This is a genomic window from Glutamicibacter bergerei (genome assembly GCF_054495185.1).
This window is the reverse complement of the sequence record NZ_CM137131.1, coordinates 3315412-3335697: the sequence shown is the minus strand read 5'-3', so window position 1 is coordinate 3335697 and position 20286 is coordinate 3315412. Positions and strand designations below refer to the sequence as shown.

The 20286-nt window shown below is 61.5% G+C and carries 17 protein-coding genes and 1 pseudogene; 7 read left to right on the top strand and 11 right to left on the bottom strand.

The features are described from left to right. The first annotated feature begins 54 nt into the window (after positions 1-54). From ACX5K5_RS15410 to ACX5K5_RS15400, 3 genes are read left to right on the top strand one after another with little or no spacing between them, the layout of a single operon-like run. Positions 55-1071: a fumarylacetoacetate hydrolase family protein gene (locus ACX5K5_RS15410; protein ID WP_459174727.1), complete on the top strand. Its 1017-nt coding sequence runs from the start codon at positions 55-57 to the stop codon at positions 1069-1071. Further along, positions 1071-1679 (top strand): cupin domain-containing protein, encoded by a 609-nt coding sequence (locus ACX5K5_RS15405; RefSeq protein ID WP_459174726.1) that lies wholly within the window; start codon positions 1071-1073, stop codon positions 1677-1679. The genes ACX5K5_RS15410 and ACX5K5_RS15405 overlap by 1 nt, the downstream gene beginning before the upstream one ends. After that, positions 1676-3646, top strand: a complete 1971-nt coding sequence (locus tag ACX5K5_RS15400; RefSeq protein ID WP_459174725.1) for an acetoacetate--CoA ligase — start codon at positions 1676-1678, stop codon at positions 3644-3646. The genes ACX5K5_RS15405 and ACX5K5_RS15400 overlap by 4 nt, the downstream gene beginning before the upstream one ends. A 324-nt stretch (positions 3647-3970) precedes the next feature. On the opposite strand, the gene ACX5K5_RS15395 is transcribed toward ACX5K5_RS15400, so the two are convergent. Next, positions 3971-4171: a stress protein gene (locus ACX5K5_RS15395; RefSeq protein ID WP_459174724.1), complete on the bottom strand. Its 201-nt coding sequence runs from the start codon at positions 4169-4171 to the stop codon at positions 3971-3973. A 256-nt stretch (positions 4172-4427) separates the two neighbouring features. Between ACX5K5_RS15395 and ACX5K5_RS15390 the strand changes: the two genes are divergently transcribed. Beyond that, entirely contained in the window at positions 4428-4982 is a 555-nt protein-coding gene (locus ACX5K5_RS15390; protein WP_459174723.1) for a type 1 glutamine amidotransferase domain-containing protein, read from the top strand. Positions 4983-5165: 183 nt separating this feature from the next. Here the strand turns inward: ACX5K5_RS15390 and ACX5K5_RS15385 are convergent, their stop codons facing one another. The 10 genes and pseudogenes from ACX5K5_RS15385 to ACX5K5_RS15340 all read right to left on the bottom strand — a co-directional run bounded on the left by ACX5K5_RS15385 (position 5166) and on the right by ACX5K5_RS15340 (position 14904). Beyond that, the gene (locus ACX5K5_RS15385; RefSeq protein ID WP_459174722.1) at positions 5166-5450 is read right to left on the bottom strand and encodes an MBL fold metallo-hydrolase; all 285 of its coding nucleotides are present in this window, start codon (positions 5448-5450) and stop codon (positions 5166-5168) included. Positions 5451-5744: 294 nt separating this feature from the next. Next, entirely contained in the window at positions 5745-6182 is a 438-nt protein-coding gene (locus tag ACX5K5_RS15380; protein ID WP_459175449.1) for a hypothetical protein, read from the bottom strand. 37 nt (positions 6183-6219) lie between these two features. Continuing rightward, positions 6220-6776 (bottom strand): annotated as a pseudogene (locus ACX5K5_RS15375) (transposase); the annotation flags it as partial. Between the two features lie 190 nt (positions 6777-6966). Further along, positions 6967-7422 carry a MaoC family dehydratase gene (locus tag ACX5K5_RS15370; protein WP_459174721.1) on the bottom strand — a complete coding sequence of 152 codons (456 nt, stop codon included), beginning with the start codon at positions 7420-7422 and terminating at the stop codon, positions 6967-6969. 85 nt (positions 7423-7507) lie between these two features. Beyond that, a complete protein-coding gene (locus ACX5K5_RS15365; RefSeq protein ID WP_459174720.1) occupies positions 7508-8755 on the bottom strand; it encodes an acyl-CoA dehydrogenase family protein in 1248 nt (415 codons plus the stop codon). 1 nt (position 8756) lies between these two features. Then, positions 8757-9650, bottom strand: a complete 894-nt coding sequence (locus tag ACX5K5_RS15360) for an amidohydrolase family protein (protein ID WP_459174719.1) — start codon at positions 9648-9650, stop codon at positions 8757-8759. A gap of 1 nt (position 9651) precedes the next feature. After that, complete coding sequence (locus ACX5K5_RS15355) at positions 9652-10587, bottom strand: SDR family NAD(P)-dependent oxidoreductase (protein ID WP_459174718.1); 936 nt, start codon at positions 10585-10587, stop codon at positions 9652-9654. Positions 10588-10818: 231 nt separating this feature from the next. Then, positions 10819-12243, bottom strand: a complete 1425-nt coding sequence (locus ACX5K5_RS15350) for an aldehyde dehydrogenase family protein (RefSeq protein ID WP_459174717.1) — start codon at positions 12241-12243, stop codon at positions 10819-10821. Between the two features lie 40 nt (positions 12244-12283). After that, complete coding sequence (locus ACX5K5_RS15345) at positions 12284-13825, bottom strand: GMC family oxidoreductase (protein ID WP_459174716.1); 1542 nt, start codon at positions 13823-13825, stop codon at positions 12284-12286. 119 nt (positions 13826-13944) lie between these two features. Next, positions 13945-14904 (bottom strand): helix-turn-helix domain-containing protein, encoded by a 960-nt coding sequence (locus ACX5K5_RS15340; protein WP_459174715.1) that lies wholly within the window; start codon positions 14902-14904, stop codon positions 13945-13947. A gap of 237 nt (positions 14905-15141) precedes the next feature. Here ACX5K5_RS15340 and ACX5K5_RS15335 point away from each other — a divergent pair, with 237 nt between their 5' ends. From ACX5K5_RS15335 to ACX5K5_RS15325, 3 genes are read left to right on the top strand one after another with little or no spacing between them, the layout of a single operon-like run. Further along, positions 15142-17523 (top strand): alpha/beta fold hydrolase, encoded by a 2382-nt coding sequence (locus tag ACX5K5_RS15335; protein ID WP_459174714.1) that lies wholly within the window; start codon positions 15142-15144, stop codon positions 17521-17523. 46 nt (positions 17524-17569) lie between these two features. After that, the gene (locus ACX5K5_RS15330; protein WP_459174713.1) at positions 17570-19093 is read left to right on the top strand and encodes an acyl-CoA synthetase; all 1524 of its coding nucleotides are present in this window, start codon (positions 17570-17572) and stop codon (positions 19091-19093) included. Further along, positions 19093-20277, top strand: a complete 1185-nt coding sequence (locus ACX5K5_RS15325) for an acyl-CoA dehydrogenase family protein (RefSeq protein ID WP_459174712.1) — start codon at positions 19093-19095, stop codon at positions 20275-20277. The genes ACX5K5_RS15330 and ACX5K5_RS15325 overlap by 1 nt, the downstream gene beginning before the upstream one ends. The last annotated feature ends 9 nt before the right edge of the window (positions 20278-20286 follow it).

The following is a 20286-nucleotide window of genomic DNA, read 5'->3' as shown; positions in this document are numbered from 1 at the left end:
CTAAGCACAATGCGATACTGTACGTATCGAATCTATTACTAATCAGGAGAAACCATGAAATTTGGACGCATTGCAGTAGACACCCCCGATGGTGAACAGATCCGCCTTGTTGCCGCGCAGCCGGACTCCGGCCGAGTTATCGACCTGGCACGGGCCTATGCATTGACCTTGCAGCGCAAAGGTGCCGAACCAGAGCGCGCCCGCGCACTTGCTCTGGCGGTGCTTCCCGGAAGCCTGGCCGCAGGAATCGGGGGAGGTTCCATCTTCCTTGACGCAGCACACGACGCCTTGGCTGCAGCCGATGATGCTTCTTTTGCCATTGATGAAGTCTCTTGGCGCGCGGCCGTTGACTCCCCGGTCATCCGTGACGGACTGACCTTCGAGAAGCACATCCAGAACTTCCACCGGATTGTTGCCAAGTCGCAGCCGGCCCGCTCGATCTATGACCGCCCGGGCTTCTTCAAGGGCACCACCGCAATGTCGTACGGACATAACCAGGAACTGCCCTACCCGGATTTCACCGAACAGTTGGACTGGGAACTGGAGATCGGCTATGTCGTGGGAAAGTCCGGCAGCAATCTGACACCGGATAACGCGATGGACCATCTCTTCGGCATCACCGTCTTCAACGACTTCAGTGCCCGCGATATCCAGGGCGCGGAAATGGCCATCGGCATGGGCCCGCAGAAGTGCAAGGACTTCGGCTACGGCATCGGTCCATGGGTCACCACAATGGACGAAATCAAATCCATTGAAGGCCTCAAAGGCCAAGTTCGCGTCAACGGCAAGGTACTTTCCGAGACCAAGGTGGAGGACTTCGTCTACACCCCAGCAGAACTTCTTGCTTATGTTTCAATCTCGGACCGCCTGCAGCCAGGGGACCTCATCGGTTCCGGCACCATGGGATTCGGCGCGGGCGTTGAAATCGGCACGTTCCTGCAGCCGGGCGACGTCATTGAGCTCGAGCTAGAGGGCGTTGGCACGTTGCGAACCCCAATCTCGGCCGAACGCGAAAAGGCCCCTTGGTGGCCAGAACCACGCCAGTACCCGCACGAAAACTGGGTCGCGTAATGTCCCGCCCACCAGTTCGCCGGGTAGTTACCGGACACAATGACCAAGGTCTCGCCGTCATCCTGTCGGACGCAGACGCACCGCACCATTTCTCCTCGGACACGATTCCAGGCTTTGGAGCCACTGTTCCGTGGATGACCAAGGCCGGTATCATCGACCACGTCAGCGACACTGACATGGCCGGCGCCGACACCGAGATTCCAAGTTTCCCGGCTCCGGGAGAGACGATTATGCGGATCGCAGATTTTCCGCCAGATTCTGTGTACCCCAAGGATGCCAACTCGGCGATTTTTGACGAACTGGATGGTCACGAAGAAGCCGATGCGGGTGCCGAACGCAGCGGGGGAAAGCACTTCTGGTTCCACCGCACCGAATCCTTGGATTACGCGGTAGTTCTGGAAGGAGAAATCACTCTCCTGGTTGACGAGGGGGAGGCCACGATGCGGGCCGGAGATGTCGCAATCCAGCGCGCTACCAGCCACGCCTGGTCAAACCGGACGGATCGGACAGCACGGGTCTTGTTCGTATTGTTTGGCACCGAGCCAATCTCTGCGTCAGAAATTGCAAGTCAGCGTCAAGCAAGTTCCACATCCTTGGGCGCGTCGTGATTATCGATGCAGCTGCAGCGGACGGTGAGCTGATTTGGCAGCCCAATAGCGCAGATTTCGCGCAGACCGGCGTCGGCAGATTTACCGAGTTCGTGGCGCAGCATGGTCATGAAGCCGGCGCTGACTACGAGTCACTGTGGCAGTGGTCTGTTGATGAACCAGAGCAGTTTTGGGAGCTTTTCGCTAAATTTGCGGGAGTTGAGTTCGGTGGCGTGGCTGGTGAAGTCATGAGCCAAGACCCAATGCCGAACACTAAATGGTTTCCCGGACGAACGCTGAATTTTGCTCGGCACTTGCTCCATGGACATGAGGGCACCGCGCTGATCGCCATTTCCGAAGATGGCGGACGCGAGGAAACCAGCTGGGAGAGCCTGCGGGAAGAAGTTGCTGCGCTGGCACAGTATTTGCGCGTGCGCGGTGTGGGCCATGGTGATTGTGTTGTAGCGATCCTCCCAAATGTCGCCGAAGCAGTAGTGGGTTTGCTCGCCACCGCTTCGCTCGGTGCCATCTGGTCAGTTTGCGCTCCCGAGTTTGGGGCCGGCGCAGTCGTTTCGCGTTTTGCCCAGCTGGAACCGAAGGTAGTGCTCGCCGCGCCCGGCTACATGCTCGGCGGCAAGGACCGGGATCGCAGGGAGGAACTGAACGAGATTTTCGCTCAGTTGCCCACAGTGGAACACATCATCTGGGTTGGCCGGCATACTTCAACCCCAACGATTGAAACTGCCGCATCCGCTACCACTTGGGAACAGGCAGTAGCCGAGCCGGCTGAACTGCGTTTTGCCGACGTCGAGTTCAGCCACCCACTATGGGTGCTGTTTTCCTCCGGTACTACGGGTATTCCGAAGGGGATTGTGCACGGGCATGGTGGAGCCTTGCTAGAGGAGCTAAAAATGCTTCTGATCCACTCTGACTTACGTCCGGGGGATCGGTATCTCAACGTAGCTTCGACCAGTTGGGTGCTTTGGAATGCAGTGGTCAGCGCTTTGGGTGTGGGAGCTACTGCCGTGCTCGTTGACGGGAATCCCACGTTCCCTTCATTGGATAGGGTCTGGCAGATTACAGCTCAGGAGCGGGTTGCGGTTCTTGGTGTAGGTGCAGGTTTTGTCCATGCATGTGCCAAGACTGAATTGGTGCCGCAGGACGAACATGATCTTGGTTCATTGAAGAGCTTGCAAGTTACCGGTTCTCCGCTGTCTACCGATGGCTTTCGCTGGGTCTACTCACATGTGGGGGACATCTGGCTGGCCTCCATGAGTGGTGGAACGGATATCGCGTCGATCTTCGTAGGAGGATCTCCGAATTTGCCTGTCCATGTTGGATATATCCAAGCTCCTGCACTGGGTGTGCGGGTTGAAGCATGGGATGAGCATGGCGACCCTACTACGGGCAAAGGCGAGCTGGTAATTACCAAGCCGATGCCGTCAATGCCTCTGAAATTCTGGGGAGACGACGGTACCAGGTATCACGAGAGCTACTTCAGTACATATCCGGGAGTATGGCGCCACGGTGACTTTATCGAGTTCACGCAACGCGGCATTCTCATCCATGGGCGTTCTGATTCAACGCTCAACCGTAACGGGTTGCGGCTTGGCTCGGCAGATATTTATGCTGCCGTTGAATCTCTGCCTGAGGTTGCCGAAGCTTTGATCGTTGGGGTGGAGCTGGGCACCGATTACTACATGCCGCTCTTCGTTCAGGTGACCAGCGGGACGGATCCGGAAGTAGCCAAGACAGCAATAATCCAATCCATAAGGCAGAATCTTTCAGTCCGGTACTTGCCCGATGAGATTGTGTTCATGCGTGCTATTCCGCATACGCGCACGGGCAAGAAACTTGAAGTGCCGGTTAAACGAATGCTTCAAGGAGCGCCACTTGACCAGGTTGCAGACCTCGGTGCAGTGGATGATCCAGAGCTGCTGGAAGAATACTCCAAGTTTGCGTTGGAGAAGCTAGCAGTGATTTCTTAAGAGGCGACGCTCTATCCCGTGGCACCCACATGGTGTTGCGGGATAGACCTGTTTCCGGGTCGAAATATGGATTGATCCAGGCCATTCCTTCGCCTACAGCGGATCAGGAGGGCCAGAGAGTAGAAGCTACCCCGCAGCAAGTGAAGTGGTGCGAGCTAGTGAAATATTGAGCGGATGGCCTTGGAACCTCGCGTTGTCTTTCATGGCGTTCCCGGAACAGGCCGCAGTTTTCCCGCGGGCCAGGTGGAAAGCCGACATGAATAGTTGCTGACGGCAGCTGGCACGGAAATTTCCGTGCCAGCTGCCAAAATTCAGCAAAGGGCTCTAGTGGCTGTTTTCTCCGCCACGAGCTTTCGCTTCCGTTGACTGGGCATCAGCCCCCTTGCGCCCTGCTTCGCTTGGATCGGCGCTGTTCTCTTCGCCGAAGCTGCCGAAGCTGCCGAAGCTCGCTTCGCCGCCCTTCCGGGCCTGCTCTTCGGTGTCTTCCCGGTTTCCGAACTGTCCGGAGTTGTTTTCATCTGCCATGATCTTTCTCCTTCGGTTAGGTCCCCAAATCAGAACCAGCCCGACCAAATATCCGTATGCTGTTCGGCCTGCGGCCATTAGCGGGATGACATTCAGCGCTGCGATCCATAGAGTCAAAGATCCTCCTTGGCTTCCCTCACACAAGCTAAAGCACGGGACGCTGTGCATGCTCGGCTGAATATTTCCTGATCACCTCTTGCTGGGTTGTACCCGGAGTGCCAAGCTAGCTCTGGAACCCAAATGAAAGGAACACCTCATGTCCGAGTTAACAGATAAGAAAGTCCTCGTCGTGGTTTCCAACCGCGGAGTCGAGCAGGATGAGTTGAAGGAGCCTGTCGAGAAATTAGAACGTGCTGGAATCAAAGTCACCATCGCCGCTCCTGAAACAGGCCAGGTTCAGACCCTCGTCGGCGACTGGGACTTAGGCGAGGTCTTCGAGGTGGACGAAAAATTATCTGAAGTCCGCGAAAGCGAGTTCGATCTATTACTCGTTCCGGGAGGCACGCTGAACGCAGACAATCTCCGACTGGATACAGATGCTCAACGCATCGTAAAGTCATTCGCAGCATCTGGACGCCCGGTGGCATCGATATGCCACGGTCCGTGGCTACTGGTTGAAACAGGATTAGTGAAAAATAAGACCCTCACTTCATACAAGTCTATTAAGGCAGACGTCATCAATGCTGGCGGCACCTGGAAAGACGAACAGGTTTTTCGTTGCCCGGCAGAGAACTTTGCTTTAATCACTTCACGCAACCCGGGCGATCTGGCAACCTTCAATGACGCAATTATCGAAGAGCTCAGTCACTAACTGGCTGTAACAACCCAGATGGGTATTCGCGGCATACACGTCGCAGAGTAGTGCCACGGCTTTATGTTCAATCCTTTTAAACATCCAGAAACTGCGGGCAAGATAGGTGGAAGATTCTTATTCTTCAGAAGATGCTTGGACTGTCGCTCGTTGCTGATTTGTGCTGCTCTTCTAGGATCGGACTTATGAGCTGCCGTGGGACCTAGCTATGCGAACCAACTGTTCCAGCCCCTGATGCCAAGGTTCTCCGTGGCCCAGTAAGACAGTTTGCGTGCCCGTCGCTGCAAGAACTGCTAAGGACTCAAGCGCTCTTTTAAGATCCACTGTGGCAGCGTCGGAAACGATCTGCGGCGAGGACATTGCCCGGTAGTGATTGTAGGTCACTATCGCATCTCCGGCGACGAGGGCACCATGATCTGGGAAATAGTAGGAGTAGCGCCCGTGGGTGTGCCCCGGTGTGAACAGCACCTGGGGATTGCCGGGTACGGGGGAGTATTTGTTCTCGGATGCGGCGGATTTCGGCTACAGGTTCGGGCCACCAGGCGCGATTGGCTACCAGCCGTGCCACGTCAGGCAATGCCTTGAATTGCGTGGCCAAATACCATGACATTGGCCGGTTGCGGCCATACCGCCGTGAGCGAACTGAAGGGAACGCTCACGGCAAGGCGCTCAGGTCCCGCTAGGCGGGAAGACTGGCTAACTTAGAAGGCGCGTTCGGCAACGTTCACACGAGTCGCGGAATCCAACGCGGCCTTGACCTGATCAGCCGGCGTCGGGCCAGGAATCGAGGAAAGCCTGGCCAGGGCGCAGCATTTCGCATCCGTCGCGGTGATAGAAGAAGGCTTCGCCTTCCAAGTTGAAATATACGACGACGGCGTCGGCAGGAGTTGCGGAAATGTAGCTTTGGGTTCGTTCCACCACGTGCGGGTTGCCTGCCACATGGGCGAACTGGATTCCGGGGAGTTGGAGGTTGTGTTCGGTCGCCTCCAGGGAAGCGCCATTGAGAGTCCGGCAGCCGAGCCCGATCAGCGACCTGGAATTGTGCTTCTCCCACAGCTCCACGCGCCGCGGCTCGGGCAGGCCCGCGGTGGAGAAGCGAATCACGCCGGCTGCCCGCTGCCCGGCGATGGATGCCTCTGAGGCAGAAGGCCCCGGAGGTACCGGGGTGAGCTGTGTCATACCGGTCAATTGTACAGGCACTAGATCTGTCTCCCGATGCTGATTTCTTGATGTCCGCGCTCCAGGTGAGCACGGCATGGAGCACTGCGGTCAAGCGGTAAGCCAGGGCGAGCTTGTCGTAGCGCGTTGCCATGCCGCGCCACTGCTTCAGGGCATTGAAGCTGCGCTCTACGACATTGCGCCGCTGGGAGGATTCCTTGTCATAGGCCACGGGCCGGCTGCCTGCCGAGTCCTTGCGTTTGCGGTTGGCTTTCTGGTCGTCCTTTTTGGGGATCACGCACTGGATGCCGTGGTCCCGCAGGTATTTTCTGTTGCCCGTGGAGGAGCAGGGCTTGTCGGGCAGGGCCAGTTCCGGTCGGGTCCGGATCCGGGCATCACCAGCAGCGGGCGCTGTTTCCCGTCTACCAGTGAGTGGATCCTGAGGGCATGGCCCAACAGGGTTGCCAGCACCGTGTCCCCAGTGCCGGCGCCATAGCGAAAGATGATGCCCTCAACAACGAGCCTGTGGTCCTTGAACTGGCGCCCCGCCCTGCCCATGGAATCGGGCATGAACGGGGCGAGCAGCTCTCCCTGGACATCGGAGAGAGGCGTGACGGTAATTGACACGTTTATCATGGCAAACCACGCCAGACGGAATTGGGAGACACGTCCTAGGACCGGGTCGTTCGATATCGCGGTCGCGTTGCCGTATTTGGGACGTCGATATTGCAGCCATGAACCGAAGCCGACGTCTTCCAGGGAGAGCCAGGACTTGAGAAGCTGCCTCAAGGCTTTGTCGACGGCTGCAGTGTCTGCAGCCTCCCGTCTACTTGTAGAAGCGTGCCAGGAAATCGGCAACAACGGCGGGACGTTCCTGGCCTTCGATCTCGATGACGGTGTTGACCTTGATTTGGGCGCCTCCCTTGACTTCGGTGATATCTGTGATGGTGGCCTGCATGCGGATCCGGGAGTTGACCTTGACCGGGGAGGTGAAGCGGATCTTGTCCAGACCGTAGTTGACCTTGGCGCTGACGCCCTCTACGTCGAACAGTTCGCCCCAGAACGGGACGATCAGTGAGAGGGTGAGGAAACCGTGGGCGATCGGGGCGCCGAAGGGACCGTCCTTGGCGCGTTCGGGATCCACATGGATCCACTGGTCGTCTCCGGTGGCGTCGGCGAATTTGTTGATCTCTTCCTGGGTGATTTCTCGGTAGTCCGTGCGTCCCAGATCGGTGCCGGTGAGAGTGAACAGTTTGTCGAAGTCGACGACGAGGTTGGGCATGGTGTCCTCCTGGAGGAATAGGTGGGGTGGGAACCGGCCACCGGCGGTGCCGGGGCCGGATTACTGCGTCGGTGGAATAAACGGGTCAGCTGGTGAAGGCACTTTCGCCGGTGAGGGCACGGCCGATGATCAGGGCGTTAATTTCATGGGTGCCCTCATAGGAATAAACGGCCTCGGCGTCGGCGTGGAAGCGGGCGACATCGGTGGCGAGCGTAATGCCGTTGCCGCCGACGACTTCGCGGGCCAGGGCCACGGTTTCGCGCATCAGCAGGGACGTCTGCATCTTGGCAAGGGCCGAGTCCTGGTCCCGGTAGATGCCTTTGGCCTGCTGTTCGGTCAGCCGGATGACCAGTGAGAGCGAAGCGGTGACGTTTCCGAGCATCCGGGCGAGTTTTTCCTGGACAAGCTGGAAGGAGCCGAGCTGGCGTCCGAACTGCTGCCGGTGCGTGACGTAGCGCAGGGCCGCCTCGAACGCGCCGGCCTGGATTCCGGTCGCGATCCAGGCGACATCCGAGCGCATGGCCTTCAGCATCGCGGCGACATCTTTGAAAGAGTTCACGTTGTGCAGCCGCATGCTTTCGGGAACGCGGACGCCGCTCAGCGTGATGTGGGCGTTCTGCATCATCCGCAGGGAGGTTTTGCCGTGGATTTTCTCCAACGTCACGCCGGCGGCATTCCGGTCCACGAGAAACGCTTTGACCTGGCCGTCGGCGGTGTCGCGGGCAAACACGGCCAACACGTCCGCGGTGGCGGCGCCGCCGATCCAACGCTTGGCCCCGTCCAAGACCCATCCCTGGCCATCGCGTCGGGCGGTGGTGGACAGCCCGCCGGCGATATCGGATCCGGATTCGGGTTCGGTCAGGGAAAAGACGCCCTTAAGCGAGAAATCAACGACCTGGGGCATCCACACGGCCTGCTGCTGTGCCGAAGCGCCCACCCGGATGGCGGTGCGGAACAGCCCTGCCTGCGCGGTGTAGTAGGTCGCCAGGGAGGCATCCGTGCGGGCGAGTTCGAAGATCCGGAAACCGTGGTAGATTCCCCGGGCAGGGGTACTGCCCATGCCTCGAAGCTCGGCCGGTTCCATCAGGTCCAGATCTATCAGAGGCTGGGCGAGCTGTTCGGGAAATTCACCGCGTTCCCAGTGCTCCGCCAGCAGCGGCTTCGCCTTCTCATCGAGAAATGCCCGCAATCTGCCAAGCACGCGGCGCTCGTCCTGGGTCAGGAGGGATTCGGCATCGTAGTAGTCGCAGACCCCGTACAGGCGCTCCTGTGCTGTTGCCTGCTGACCCGTCGCCGTTGTGTGCCCTGCGCTCAGGGTTTTTTCGGTGCTCATCCTAACCTCCGAGTCCGAGCAGGCGGACTGCATTGTGCTTGAGGATCTTGGGCCGGACCTCGTCCTTAAGCGGCAAGTCTGCGAAAGCGCCCAGCCACTTCTGCGGGGTGATCAGCGGGTAGTCCGTCCCGAAAAGCACCTTGTCCTGAAGCACCGAGTTGGACATCTTCACCAGAGACTGCGGGAAGTACTTCGGTGACCATCCGGAGAGGTCGATGAAGACGTTGGCCTTGTGCGTGGCGATGGAGTTGGCCTCCTCCTGCCACGGCACCGAGGGGTGTGCCATGATGATTTGCAGCTCCGGGAAATCTGCCGCGACAGCATCGAGCAGCAGCGGGTTGGAATAGGCGAGCTTGATGCCGTGGCCGCCGGGGAGCCCGGCTCCCATGCCGTTCTGGCCGGTGTGGAAGATCGCCGGCAGGCCGATCTCCTGCAAGGTTTCCCAGAGCGGATAGAAGTTTTCGTTGGAGGGGTCGAAGCCCTGCAGCGACGGATGGAATTTGAAACCGCGGGCGCCCAGGTCCACGGCTTGGTGCCTGGCACCCCAGATGGCCTCGCTGCCGGACCGGGGGTCCACGCTCCCGAAGGGAATCAGGACATCATTGTTCCGGGCGGCACCGGCGATGAGCTCTTCGATGCTGTTGGGTTCATGCTTGAGCTGGGTGCGTGCGTCGACGGTGAAGACGACGGCGGCCATGTTCAGTTCGCGGTAGACCTCCGCGATGCGATCAAGGGAGGGGGAACGTTCCTCGGCCTTGAAATACTTCGCGGACGCCTCGGTCAGGGCCGGTGGCAGCGATTCGTGTCCGTGGCCATCGACCTCGAGGTGGACATGCATGTCGATCGCGTCAAGCTTTGCGACATCGAGCCCGAACTCGTAGCGTTGCACGGCCATCTCAGCGTGCCTCGGCGGCTTCGGGTGCGAGGTCCGCTGGAAGTGGGAGCAGTTCCTCGCCGACGCTTTGAAGCTTGTCACCGAAGAGCTTTCCGAAGTTCTCCACCAGGTCCGCATAGCCCCAGCCGCCCTCACGGTATTCGGTGGCGGCGGCCTCGGGGTGGGTCCAGAGCTGCAGGCGGTCTCCGCCGGCGCCGATGGCCTGGCCGGTGACCCCGGCCGCCGCGTCGGAGGCGAGGAAGGCGACAAGTCCTGCAACATCGTCGGCGGTGCCGAAACCCAGATCCTTGCGGAAGAAGTCCGGCATGGCCTCGCCGCGCTCGTCCGCTTCGATGGCCTTGGTGAAGTACGGGACGGTCTTGGTCATGGCGGTGGCTGCCACAGGAATGACGGCGTTGGCGGTGACGCCGGCCTTCTTCATTTCCAGTGCCCAGGTGCGGACCATTCCGACAATACCGGCCTTGGCGGCGGCATAGTTGCTCTGGCCGAAGTTCCCGCGCTGCCCGGTGGGTGAGCCGATCGTGATGATGCGTCCGGCGATACCCTGGTCCTTGAAGTAGGCGAACGCCTCGCGGGCGCAGGTAAAGGTGCCCTTCAGGTGCACGTTGATCACGAGGTCGAAGTCCTCATCGGTCATCTTCAGCAGGGACTTGTCCCGCAGAATTCCGGCATTGGTGACCAGGATGTCCAGCCGGCCGAAGGCTTCCACGGCTTTCTGCACGAGCTGCTGGGCGGCTTCGGTGCCGCCCACCGGGGCGACAACGGCGACGGCGCGGCCGCCATCGGCGCCGATAATCCGGACCGCTTCGGCCGCGACCTCGGCGTCCACGTCATTGACCACGACGGCGGCACCCTGACGGGCGAGCTCCCGGGCGTAGGCCAGACCGAGTCCCCGGCCGCTGCCGGTGACGATTGCTACTTTTCCTGACAAGCTCATGATTGTTCCTTTGCACTGCGCCTTGCGGTGGATCTCCTCGGGCTTCGGGGCGTGTCCCCGGCAACCCGCGCCTGGTTCACCAAGAACCAGAACGTTGAAAATATGGACTATTTACTTTTCGGCACCGCCGAAAAAACACGGCGGGGAATGATGGATTTCGCGGTGGGACTGGGCTGCGGCTGCCCGCCACGTGGTGCGGAGGGCAGCCGGTCCATGATTAGCAGCCGATGCTTAGTAGCTGATTATCTGTGGCTGGCCCAGGTGCTTGAGGCCCTCGACGCCGAATTCCAGGCCGTAGCCGGACTTCTTGGCGCCGCCGAAGGGAACGCGGGGGTCCACGGTGCCGTGCTTGTTGATCCAGACGGATCCGGCCTGGATGCGGGACGCGACTTCGCGGGCCGCATCCGTGTCGGAGGACCATACGGAGGCGCCGAGTCCCACGTCCAGGGCGTTGGCCATGGCGACCGCCTCGTCGATGGCGGAGTACTTGATGATCGGCAGGGCGGGGCCGAACTGTTCCTCGGCGACCAGTGCGTTGTCGTTGTCGATATCCGCCACCAGGGTGGTCGGGTAGAAGTAGCCCGGCTGCTCCTCCGCGGGGTTTCCGCCGAGCAGAACGCGCGCCCCGGAGTCCTTGGCGGCCTGGACCAGCTTGGCGACGATGTCGAACTGGGACTTGTTCTGCAATGGCCCCAGCACGTTGTTCTCATCAAGTCCATTGCCCATAGGCATGGTCTTGGCGACCTCGACCAGCGCCTGGCAGACCTCCTCGTAGATGTCCTCGTGTACGTAGAGGCGCTTGAGTGCGGCGCAGGTCTGGCCGGTGTTGATAAAGGCGCCCCAGAACAGGTCCTCAGCAATTTTTTTGGGGTCGGCGTCCGGCAGCACGATCCCTGCGTCGTTTCCGCCCAATTCCAAAGTCAGCCGCTTCACGGTGGTTGCGGAGGAGCGGATGATGTCCTGGCCGGCGGCGGTGGAGCCGGTGAACATGATCTTGGCGATGTCCGGGTGGCTGGTCATCACCGCGCCGACATCGCGGCGGCCCGAGATCACGTGCAGCACGTCAACCGGCAGTACGGTGTTCAGCACGTGGGCCAGAGCGAGCACCGACAACGGGGTATTGGCCGAGGGTTTGAGGACTACGGTGTTGCCCATGCGCAGCGCCGGGGCCAGCTGCCAGATGGAGATCATCATGGGCCAGTTCCACGGTCCGATAGCGCCAACCACTCCCAGCGGACGGTAGTGCAGTTCGGCGCGGCCTCCCTCATCCTCGAAGAGGACCTCGGGCTCCAGCTCGAAGGCTGCATTGGCACGCAGCCACGCCGCGCAGGCGCCGACCTCAAAGCGGGCGTTGGGACCATTCAGCGGCTTGCCTTGCTCACGGGAGAGCAGCACGGCTAGTTCCTCGGCGTGGGCCTCTATGGCATCTGCGGCGCGGTTCAGAAAGCCGCTGCGCTCGGCGTGGGGCAGGGCACCCCAAACCGGTTGCGCCGCGCGAGCCGCGGCGATGGCCAATTCCAGGTCGGCGACGCCATGTTCAGGGGCTCGGCCCACGGTTTCCCCGGTGGCCGGATCAGTGATGACCCGTCCGCCGGTGGCGGGCTGGATTGCGGTGAGCAGGTCTTTAATGGTCACGGTGGTGGCAGCATTGCCCATGGTGATAGTCCTTAGAGTTGTGGTTGGCGAGGAAGCCCGGTTAGGCGTTGGCGCTGGACGGCATGCCGGTGATGAATTCGGCCGCTTTTTCACCGATCAATACGGAGGCGGCGTTGGTGTTGCCGGTGGGGACCAGCGGCATGATGGATGCATCGGCGATGCGGACGCCGTGAAGCCCGCGGACCTTCAGGCTGCGCGGGTCAACCACTGCAAGTTCGTCCAGACCCATCTTGCAGGTACCCACCTGGTGGTGGTAGGTGACTGCGGTTTCGCGGACGTAGCGTTCAAGATCTTCGTCACTGTCGGAGTACTCGGGACCTGGATAGATTTCTTCGGGTCCCCACCCTGCCAGGGCATCGGTGCGGCCCATCTCGCGGCACTGGCGGACCGAGGCAGCCAGCGCGCGGACGTCCTCAGCGGCGCTCAAGGCTCCGAGATCGATCCGGATGGGATCCTCGGGGTTCGGCCCGGAGAGCGTGATTTCACCCCGGCTGAGCGGACGGATGATGCCGCCCACCAAGGTGAATCCATTCTCGGGACCGGACATCGAATCAAGGAAGTACATGGGCAGGGAGAAGTGGATCGGCTGGGTGTCGGGCACGGCCAGGTCGGGGTTGCTTTTCCAGAAGTGGTGGGTTTCCGCCGCAGCGACCTGCGAGGGCGGGACCTCTTTTTTCGTCGTCGCGTAGATCACCGGTGAGAGCAGGTGATCGTGCAGGTTCTTGCCGACGCCGGGCAAATCCAGCACGGGTTCGATGCCGATCTCACGCAGCTCCTCTGCGGGGCCGATGCCCGAACGCAGCAGCAGCTCGGGCGAGTTGATGGCACCTGCGGCAAGCAGCGTTTCCCCCGCAAGCAGGGTGTGGCGTTGGCCGTTCTGCTCGTATTCCACGCCGGTGACGGTACCGTCGTCCAGGAGCAGCCGGCGGACGTGCGCGCCGGTGATCAGCGTGAGGTTTTTGTGTCCCACGACGGGCTTGAGATAGGCGTGCCAGGTGTTGAATCGCTTGCCCTCGCGGACGTTGAGCTGCATCTTGGAGACACCTTCAACATCGCCCGAGTTGTAGTCCTCGTTGAGCTTCACACCGATTTCCTGCGCGGCGTCGAAGATGTCGTCCTGGACCGGATTCCGGGCGAAGCCCTTGACCACATCAAGCAGGCCGGAATCGCCGCGGGTGTCGCTGCCGCCGCCATCATAGTTTTCAATGGCTTTGAAGACCGGCAGCACCTCATCCCAGCTCCAGCCCGGGCAGCCCAGATAGGCCCAGGTGTCATAGTCGGCCTTGGTGCCGCGGACCCAAATGGTGGCGTTCAGCGCGTGGGAACCGCCTGTGACCTTGCCGCGCGGCAGGTGCAGACGACGCCCATCACAAGCGGCCTGCTCGGTGGTGTAGTAGTCCCAGTCCTCCGCACCGTGCCAAAGCGCCCCCGCTGCGAAGACATCGGCGATGAGCGGATTCGTGTCCTCGCCTCCGGCCTCCAGTACCGCTACGGTCTTGCCCGCGTCGATCAGTCTGCGGGCGAGAACCGAACCTGCGGAACCGGCACCGACCACGATGTAATCCAACTTTTTCTCTGCCATGTCGCAACCTTCCATACCCCTGTGGTGATTCAGCTCACCAGTTCTTCTTGGCTCCAGTATTGCCTGAAGCCAGGGGTGTCGCTTGCCAATTTGTGCAGCGACCATGACAAGCAGCGCAATCAATCCGTGGAGCCGCCTGGCGCAGTCCGGAACTGGGGCATGACGGCTGTGGGAGGAACGCCAAATTCCTTCTTGAAGGTGCGGCTAAAGTGGGCGGTGTCGCTGAATCCCCAGCGGAAGGCAACCGAGGTGACTGTGGTGGTTTCCGAGGCGCTGGCCAGGTCGCGGCGGCAACGCTCCAGTCGCTGCTGGAGGATTGAGCGGGCTACCGAGGTCCCCGACTCGGCAAAGATCATATGCAGGGTGCGTACCGAGATCCAATGCGCGGCGGCAATGGAACCAACGGACAGCTGCCGGTCTTCCAGATGTGCGGTGATGTACTTCTGGATTTCGGCCAGCAGTGTGGCGCGCTGCCCGGACGACGCTTCTTGGTCGGGGGCCAGGGCGCTGTCCAGCAGATCGACCAGGCCATTGACCGCCCTGTTCACTGCATCGTCGCTGAGCCGGTCAAGTTCGCCGGCAACGCCACGAAGCTGGCCAGCAGCAAGGGAAAGTTCACCCGAGCCGGGCCTCGTAGCAAGTGGGTGGCTGCGCTCCAGCGTCGACATGATGGACTTCGGTATTCGCGCCACCGGCATGAGCAGTGAAATTTGCTGGTGCTGACCGTCACTTTCGAAAGTCCCGCTGCGGCCACCGTCCCAGACGAACAGATCTCCGGGACCGAGGGTGAACTGCTCCTGGCCGTAGGTGCACGCCATCGAGCCACTGAGCTGCAGCTGGATACCTACTATTCCGGCACCCGCGGAGGACGGGACATGCCGACCACCGAACGCCGAGCAGCACACCTCGGCAATCTTCAAATTCCCCATTCCGCGATAGCGGATCTGGGCCGAATACCCCTGCTCCACAGGGGTGGATAGATCCCAGTCGATATGCAGGTCTCGAATCTTCTCCGACCACGCCCCGAAGCGTTCGGGCTCCGGGATTCGGTCGGTCGACCAGGTCTGCACCAGTGTCATCGGTTGTCTCCTTCGGAATCTGCATGGGGCCCCAGAGCTGATGCACCGCCTCGTGCCGTTCGCCGAAGCGTGCACGGACTGGCAAGTCCGATTGCACGGGAAGTCATGCGACTTGGGCCACACTCACCATACAGTGTGTCACAGATCATATGCGGTCCAGTGACGGACGAAGACTACAGCAGCACGGTTCACGTCCGCCTAATCCGCACCGAGAATTCTTTTATCCAAGGAGAGACCATGGCCAAGACCACCGAACATGTAGACGTCCTGATCATCGGCGCCGGGCTGTCAGGCGTGGGCGCCGCCGCACACCTTGTCAGGGAAAGCCCCGGCAAACGGTACGCAGTACTGGAATCGCGTGGCGCCATCGGCGGCACATGGGATCTGTTCCGCTACCCCGGCATCCGCTCCGATTCGGATATGTACACCTTCGGCTACGCTTTCAAGCCTTGGACCGAACCCAAGGCGATCTCCGATGGGGCCTCGATCAAGCGATACGTCCAGGAAGCCGCCGACGAGTACGGGATCACCGAAAACATCCGGTTCAACCACAAGGTCCGCTCCGCGCACTGGTCTTCGACCGAGGGACGCTGGACCGTGACGGCAGAGCGGACCGACACCGGGGAAGAGGTGGCCATCACCGCCTCATGGATCATGGGTGCCACCGGCTACTACAACTACGACCAGGGCTACACCCCGGTCTTCGAAGGCCAGGATCTTTTCGGCGGGCAAATCGTCCACCCGCAGCACTGGCCTGCGGACCTGGACTATGCGGGCAAGCGCGTGATTGTCATCGGCAGCGGCGCCACCGCCGTGACGCTGGTGCCAAACCTCGCCGACAAGGCCGAGCACGTGACGATGCTTCAGCGCACCCCCACCTACATCGCCTCCGTCCCGGCCGTCGACCCGCTGGCCAATGCGCTGCGGCGCGCGCTGCCGGACTCCGTCGCGTACCCGGTCCTGCGCTGGAAGAACATGCTGAACCTGCACCTGCAGTACACCCTGAGCCGCAGCAAGCCGGACATGGTCCGCGCGAAGATCCGCAAGGACACCATCAAGCAGCTTCCTGCTGGCTACGACGTAGATACCCATTTCAACCCGCCCTACAACCCCTGGGACCAGCGGTTGTGCGCGGTCCCCGACGGCGACTTGTTCGCGACGCTGCGCGATGGCCGGGCATCGATCGCCACCGGAGGCATCCGCACCTTCACCGAGACGGGGATTGAACTTGAATCAGGAGAACACCTGCCGGCGGACATCATCGTGACCGCCACCGGATTGAACCTGCGATGGCTCGGTGGCATGGAGCTGAGCGTCGATGACGAAAAGATCAACATCGGCGAGCGGTTCGCCTACAAGGGCATGATGATCTCCGGCGTCCCCAATTTGAATGTGGTCAGTGGATACACCAACAACTCCTGGACGCTGAAGGCCGATTTGATCAGCCGCTACGCGTGCCATCTGCTCAAGCACCTGGATGCCAACGGATACGTTTCCGCGACCCCGCGCACCCCCATCGGTGAGACCGCCAGTCCCTTCCTTGATCTGGACGCCGGCTACATCCGGCGCGGCGTGGGCGAGATGGCCAAGCAAGGCTCCCATGTGCCGTGGCGCTTGCACCAGAACTACATGAAGGACATCGGGCTGTTCAGCAACCGCCGGCTCGAGGACGGGAGCATGAGCTTCCAGCGCCGGGGCACCGGCGCACAACTGCCAGCCGGCACCTCGGCCGAAGGCCTGCGCGCTCCGGGATCACAAAGCATTTCCGTGCACGGCAGGGCAGTGCGCTACCGCGACGAGGGGGAGGGAACCCCGGTGGTGCTGGTCCATGGCATCGGCCGCAGCCTCGAAGACTGGATCGAGCAGCACGAGTTGCTCGCAGGCCAGGGATACCGCGTGTTGAGCGTAGACCTTGCCGGATATGGGGAATCCGCACCATTAAAGGAGACCTATTCGCTGCCGGCGCTTGCTCGATTCCTCGAGGGCTTCCTGGACGCGGTGGGCATCAGCGAACCTGCGCATCTTGTCGGCAATTCCCTCGGCGGCGCCGTGTCGATGCAGCTAGCGGTCCAGTCGCCGGACCGCGTGCGCAGTCTGGTGCTCTCCAACAGTGCTGGCTTCGGCAAGGAAGTCGCCTTGCCGGTACGCCTGATGTCCGTCAGGCCGCTGGGCAAGCTGATGATGAGCAAGCCCAGCCCGGCCTCGGCCCGCAGGCTTGAGCTCAGCCTCTTCAATGACCCGGCCCTGGTCACCGACGAGCGGGTGGACCTGGGATTCCGCCTGGCCTCCAGGCCGCACGGGACCCAGGTGTTCCTGGACACTGCCGCGGCCTTGGGCACCATCCGCGGCAGCCGCGAAGAATGGCGCAAGGTGCTGATCGAGGGATTGTCCGCCAGCGGCATTCCAACGTTGGTCATTTGGGGTGAGCAGGATCAGATCTTCCCGTTTGCCCACCTCGCCGCCGCCGGGGCGCTGCTCCCGCACGCCAAGACCCACGCCTTCCGCGGCACCGGGCATATGCCGCAGATCGAGCGGGCCGCCGAGTTTGCGGACCTGATCGCCGGTTTCTGGGCGGAGATGCCCGCAGGGATCACCACCGAGTCCGAACGCATCAACTGATCAACCACACCCCCTGCCACTCGACCGAAAAAGGAACACCTACAAAATGTCCAGTCTTCAGAACCTGGGGCTCGGGTCCTGGCCGCGCCGCCGCGCATTGCTCAGCCCCGAAAAAACCGCCTTGGAATTCGAGGGAACGGTACTGACCTACGCCCAATTTGCTGCTCGAGTGGAATCGCTTTCCGCGTGGCTGGCCCATCAAGGGGTCGGCCCCGGGGACCGGGTGGCCTATTGGGGATCAAACCATGTGGCGTTGCTGGAGACCTTGTTCGCCAGCACGAGGATCGGGGCGATCTGTGTCCTGGTCAACGCCCGGCTCGCGCCGGCGGAAGCGGAATACATCCTGTCAGACAGCGGAGCATCTGTGCTGTTCTTTGGCCGCGAGCAGTCCGAATCCACGGAGATAATCGCCGAGAAGATCCCCGCGGCAGTACTGGTGGACGTCGACGGTACGGGCGTGGCTCCGGCATACCCGCAGTTGCCTGCCGACGTGGCCGCGGTGCCGGAGATCAATTGCGGTCTTGATGATCCGGCCCTGCTGATGTATACCTCCGGGACCACCGGACGTCCCAAGGGCGCGGTGCTGACCCATGGCAACCTGTTCTTCAATGACATCAACGTCCTGATTGAAACGGACATTCGTCCCGACGAGGTGTGCCTGGCCGCCGCCCCGCTGTTCCACATCGCGGGACTCAACGGGCTGGTGCTCCCGACATTCCTCAAGGGTGGCACGATTCTGATCCAGCGGGGCGTTGATCCCGGGCAGATCTTCTCCGCGATCCAGGACCGCGGGGTGAACAGCATGTTCACGGTGCCTGCGATGCTTGACGGCTTGGCCCACCACCCGCTGTTCACGCAAACCGACCTGTCCACGTTGCGCACCATCATCGTCGGCGGGGCCCCGGTTCCTGAACGCATCCTGCGGGTCTGGGCCGCGCGCGGGGCGGCCGTCCAGCAGGGCTACGGACTGACCGAAACCGCGCCGGCAGTGCTCAAGCTCGGCGCCGAGCACGGGATCCGCAAGGCAGGATCTGCCGGCAAGCCGCAGTTCCTGGTTGATGTCCGCCTCATCGCTCCCAACGGAGCCCCGGCAGCGCCGGGGGAAATCGGGGAGATCCAGACGGTGGGGCCGAATGTGATCGACGAATACTGGCAGCGCAGCGAGGCAACAGCCGCCGCTTTTGATGCCGGTTGGTTCCGTACCGGAGACGCAGCGGTCCAGGACGAAGAGGGCTATTACTGGATCCGCGACAGGTACAAGGACATGTATGTCTCGGGCGGAGAGAACGTGTATCCGGCCGAGGTGGAGTCCGCCCTGCTGAACGTGCCCGGCGTCGCCGAGGCAGCGGTTATCGGGGTCCCCGATGACCAATGGGGTGAAGCCGGCAAGGCGTTCATCGTGCTGGAAGACGAGGTTGACCTCACCGCCGGGGACATCCGCACCGCCGCGGCTCCCTTCCTCTCCCGATTCAAGATCCCCAAGCAGATCGAATTCATTGACCAGATGCCGCGCACCTCCACCGGCAAGCTGCTGAAAACCACCCTACGCACCGGCAAAGGAATTTCCTGATGAGCACCACCTCCACCACCGCCCAGATCCACGACATGCTGCGCTTCGAAACATTGCTGGATCCCGCAGAGCAAAAGCTGCTGGAAGATTTTCGTTCGGTCGTGGCCGGTCTGGACGACTCAGTGCTGAACCGTGCGTGGGAGAACGCCGAATTTCCGTTCGAATTCGTCCAAACATTGGCAGAGTTAGGTCAACTGGGCCGCCAATTGCACACCGACCAGGAACCCAGCCACCTGCTGCGCGGGATGTTCGCTGCGGAACTCGCCCGCAAGGACGCCTCCCTGGCCACCTTCGCGGGAGTCAGCGGTTCACTGTTCGGACTCTCGGTACGCCGCTTCGGTTCGCCGGAGCAACAGGCGGAAATCCTGCCGCAGGTTGCCGCCGGCACGCTGATTGGTGCGTTCGCCCTCACCGAACCGGACTCGGGTTCGGACATCGCCGGCGGCATGAGCACCAAGGCCCGACGGGAATCAAATGGCTGGGTTATCAACGGTGCCAAGCGCTGGATCGGCAATGCCACCTGGGGCCACCAGGCCGTCGTGTGGGCCAAGGAACAGGGCGGCGAGGGACGCTTTCTGGGGTTCATCGTCCCCACCGACACTCCGGGATTCTCGGCCCAGAAGATCGAGGGCAAGTACAGCCTGCGCATCGTGCAGAACGCCCACATCACCCTCACCGACGTCCGCGTCCCGGACACAGCCCGGCTGCCGGGTGTCAGCTCCTTCCGGCAGATTTCCGAGGTACTGAAATTTACCCGCCTGGAGGTCGGATGGACGGCACTGGGCAATGCGGTCGGGGCCTTCGACGCAGCCTTGGCCCATGCCGTCAGCCACCAGCAATTCGGCCGCCCGCTGGCGCGGTTCCAGCTGGTGCAGGACCTGCTGGTCCGCTCCGAAATCAACATCGCCTCCTCCATGGGAGCGCTGGTCCAGGCCTCCAAGCTGGCCGACAGGGGCGAGCTGGAGGAGGAACACGCCTCCTTGGTGAAATTGATGGCCGCCTCCCAAGCCCGCGAGACCGTCGCCTTGTGCCGTGAGGTACTTGGCGGCAACGGTATTGAACTGGAAAACAAGGTGATGAAGCATTTCATGGACGCCGAGGCGATTTATACCTTCGAGGGCACCCACCAGATCAATACGCTGCTGGTGGGCCGGGCCCTCACCGGGATTTCCGCCTTCGTCTAACCCCGCCAT

Excerpts from the sequence above, each read along its gene's own strand:
- ACX5K5_RS15410 (WP_459174727.1), top strand. The coding sequence starts at position 55 with ATGAAATTTGGACGCATTGCAGTAGACACCCCCGATGGTGAACAGATC.
- ACX5K5_RS15405 (WP_459174726.1), top strand. The coding sequence starts at position 1,071 with ATGTCCCGCCCACCAGTTCGCCGGGTAGTTACCGGACACAATGACCAA.
- ACX5K5_RS15395 (WP_459174724.1), bottom strand. The coding sequence starts at position 4,171 with ATGGCAGATGAAAACAACTCCGGACAGTTCGGAAACCGGGAAGACACC.
- ACX5K5_RS15390 (WP_459174723.1), top strand. The coding sequence starts at position 4,428 with ATGTCCGAGTTAACAGATAAGAAAGTCCTCGTCGTGGTTTCCAACCGC.
- ACX5K5_RS15370 (WP_459174721.1), bottom strand. The coding sequence starts at position 7,422 with ATGCCCAACCTCGTCGTCGACTTCGACAAACTGTTCACTCTCACCGGC.
- ACX5K5_RS15365 (WP_459174720.1), bottom strand. The coding sequence starts at position 8,755 with ATGAGCACCGAAAAAACCCTGAGCGCAGGGCACACAACGGCGACGGGT.
- ACX5K5_RS15360 (WP_459174719.1), bottom strand. The coding sequence starts at position 9,650 with ATGGCCGTGCAACGCTACGAGTTCGGGCTCGATGTCGCAAAGCTTGAC.
- ACX5K5_RS15355 (WP_459174718.1), bottom strand. The coding sequence starts at position 10,587 with ATGAGCTTGTCAGGAAAAGTAGCAATCGTCACCGGCAGCGGCCGGGGA.
- ACX5K5_RS15350 (WP_459174717.1), bottom strand. The coding sequence starts at position 12,243 with ATGGGCAATGCTGCCACCACCGTGACCATTAAAGACCTGCTCACCGCA.
- ACX5K5_RS15345 (WP_459174716.1), bottom strand. The coding sequence starts at position 13,825 with ATGGCAGAGAAAAAGTTGGATTACATCGTGGTCGGTGCCGGTTCCGCA.
- ACX5K5_RS15340 (WP_459174715.1), bottom strand. The coding sequence starts at position 14,904 with ATGACACTGGTGCAGACCTGGTCGACCGACCGAATCCCGGAGCCCGAA.
- ACX5K5_RS15335 (WP_459174714.1), top strand. The coding sequence starts at position 15,142 with ATGGCCAAGACCACCGAACATGTAGACGTCCTGATCATCGGCGCCGGG.
- ACX5K5_RS15330 (WP_459174713.1), top strand. The coding sequence starts at position 17,570 with ATGTCCAGTCTTCAGAACCTGGGGCTCGGGTCCTGGCCGCGCCGCCGC.
- ACX5K5_RS15325 (WP_459174712.1), top strand. The coding sequence starts at position 19,093 with ATGAGCACCACCTCCACCACCGCCCAGATCCACGACATGCTGCGCTTC.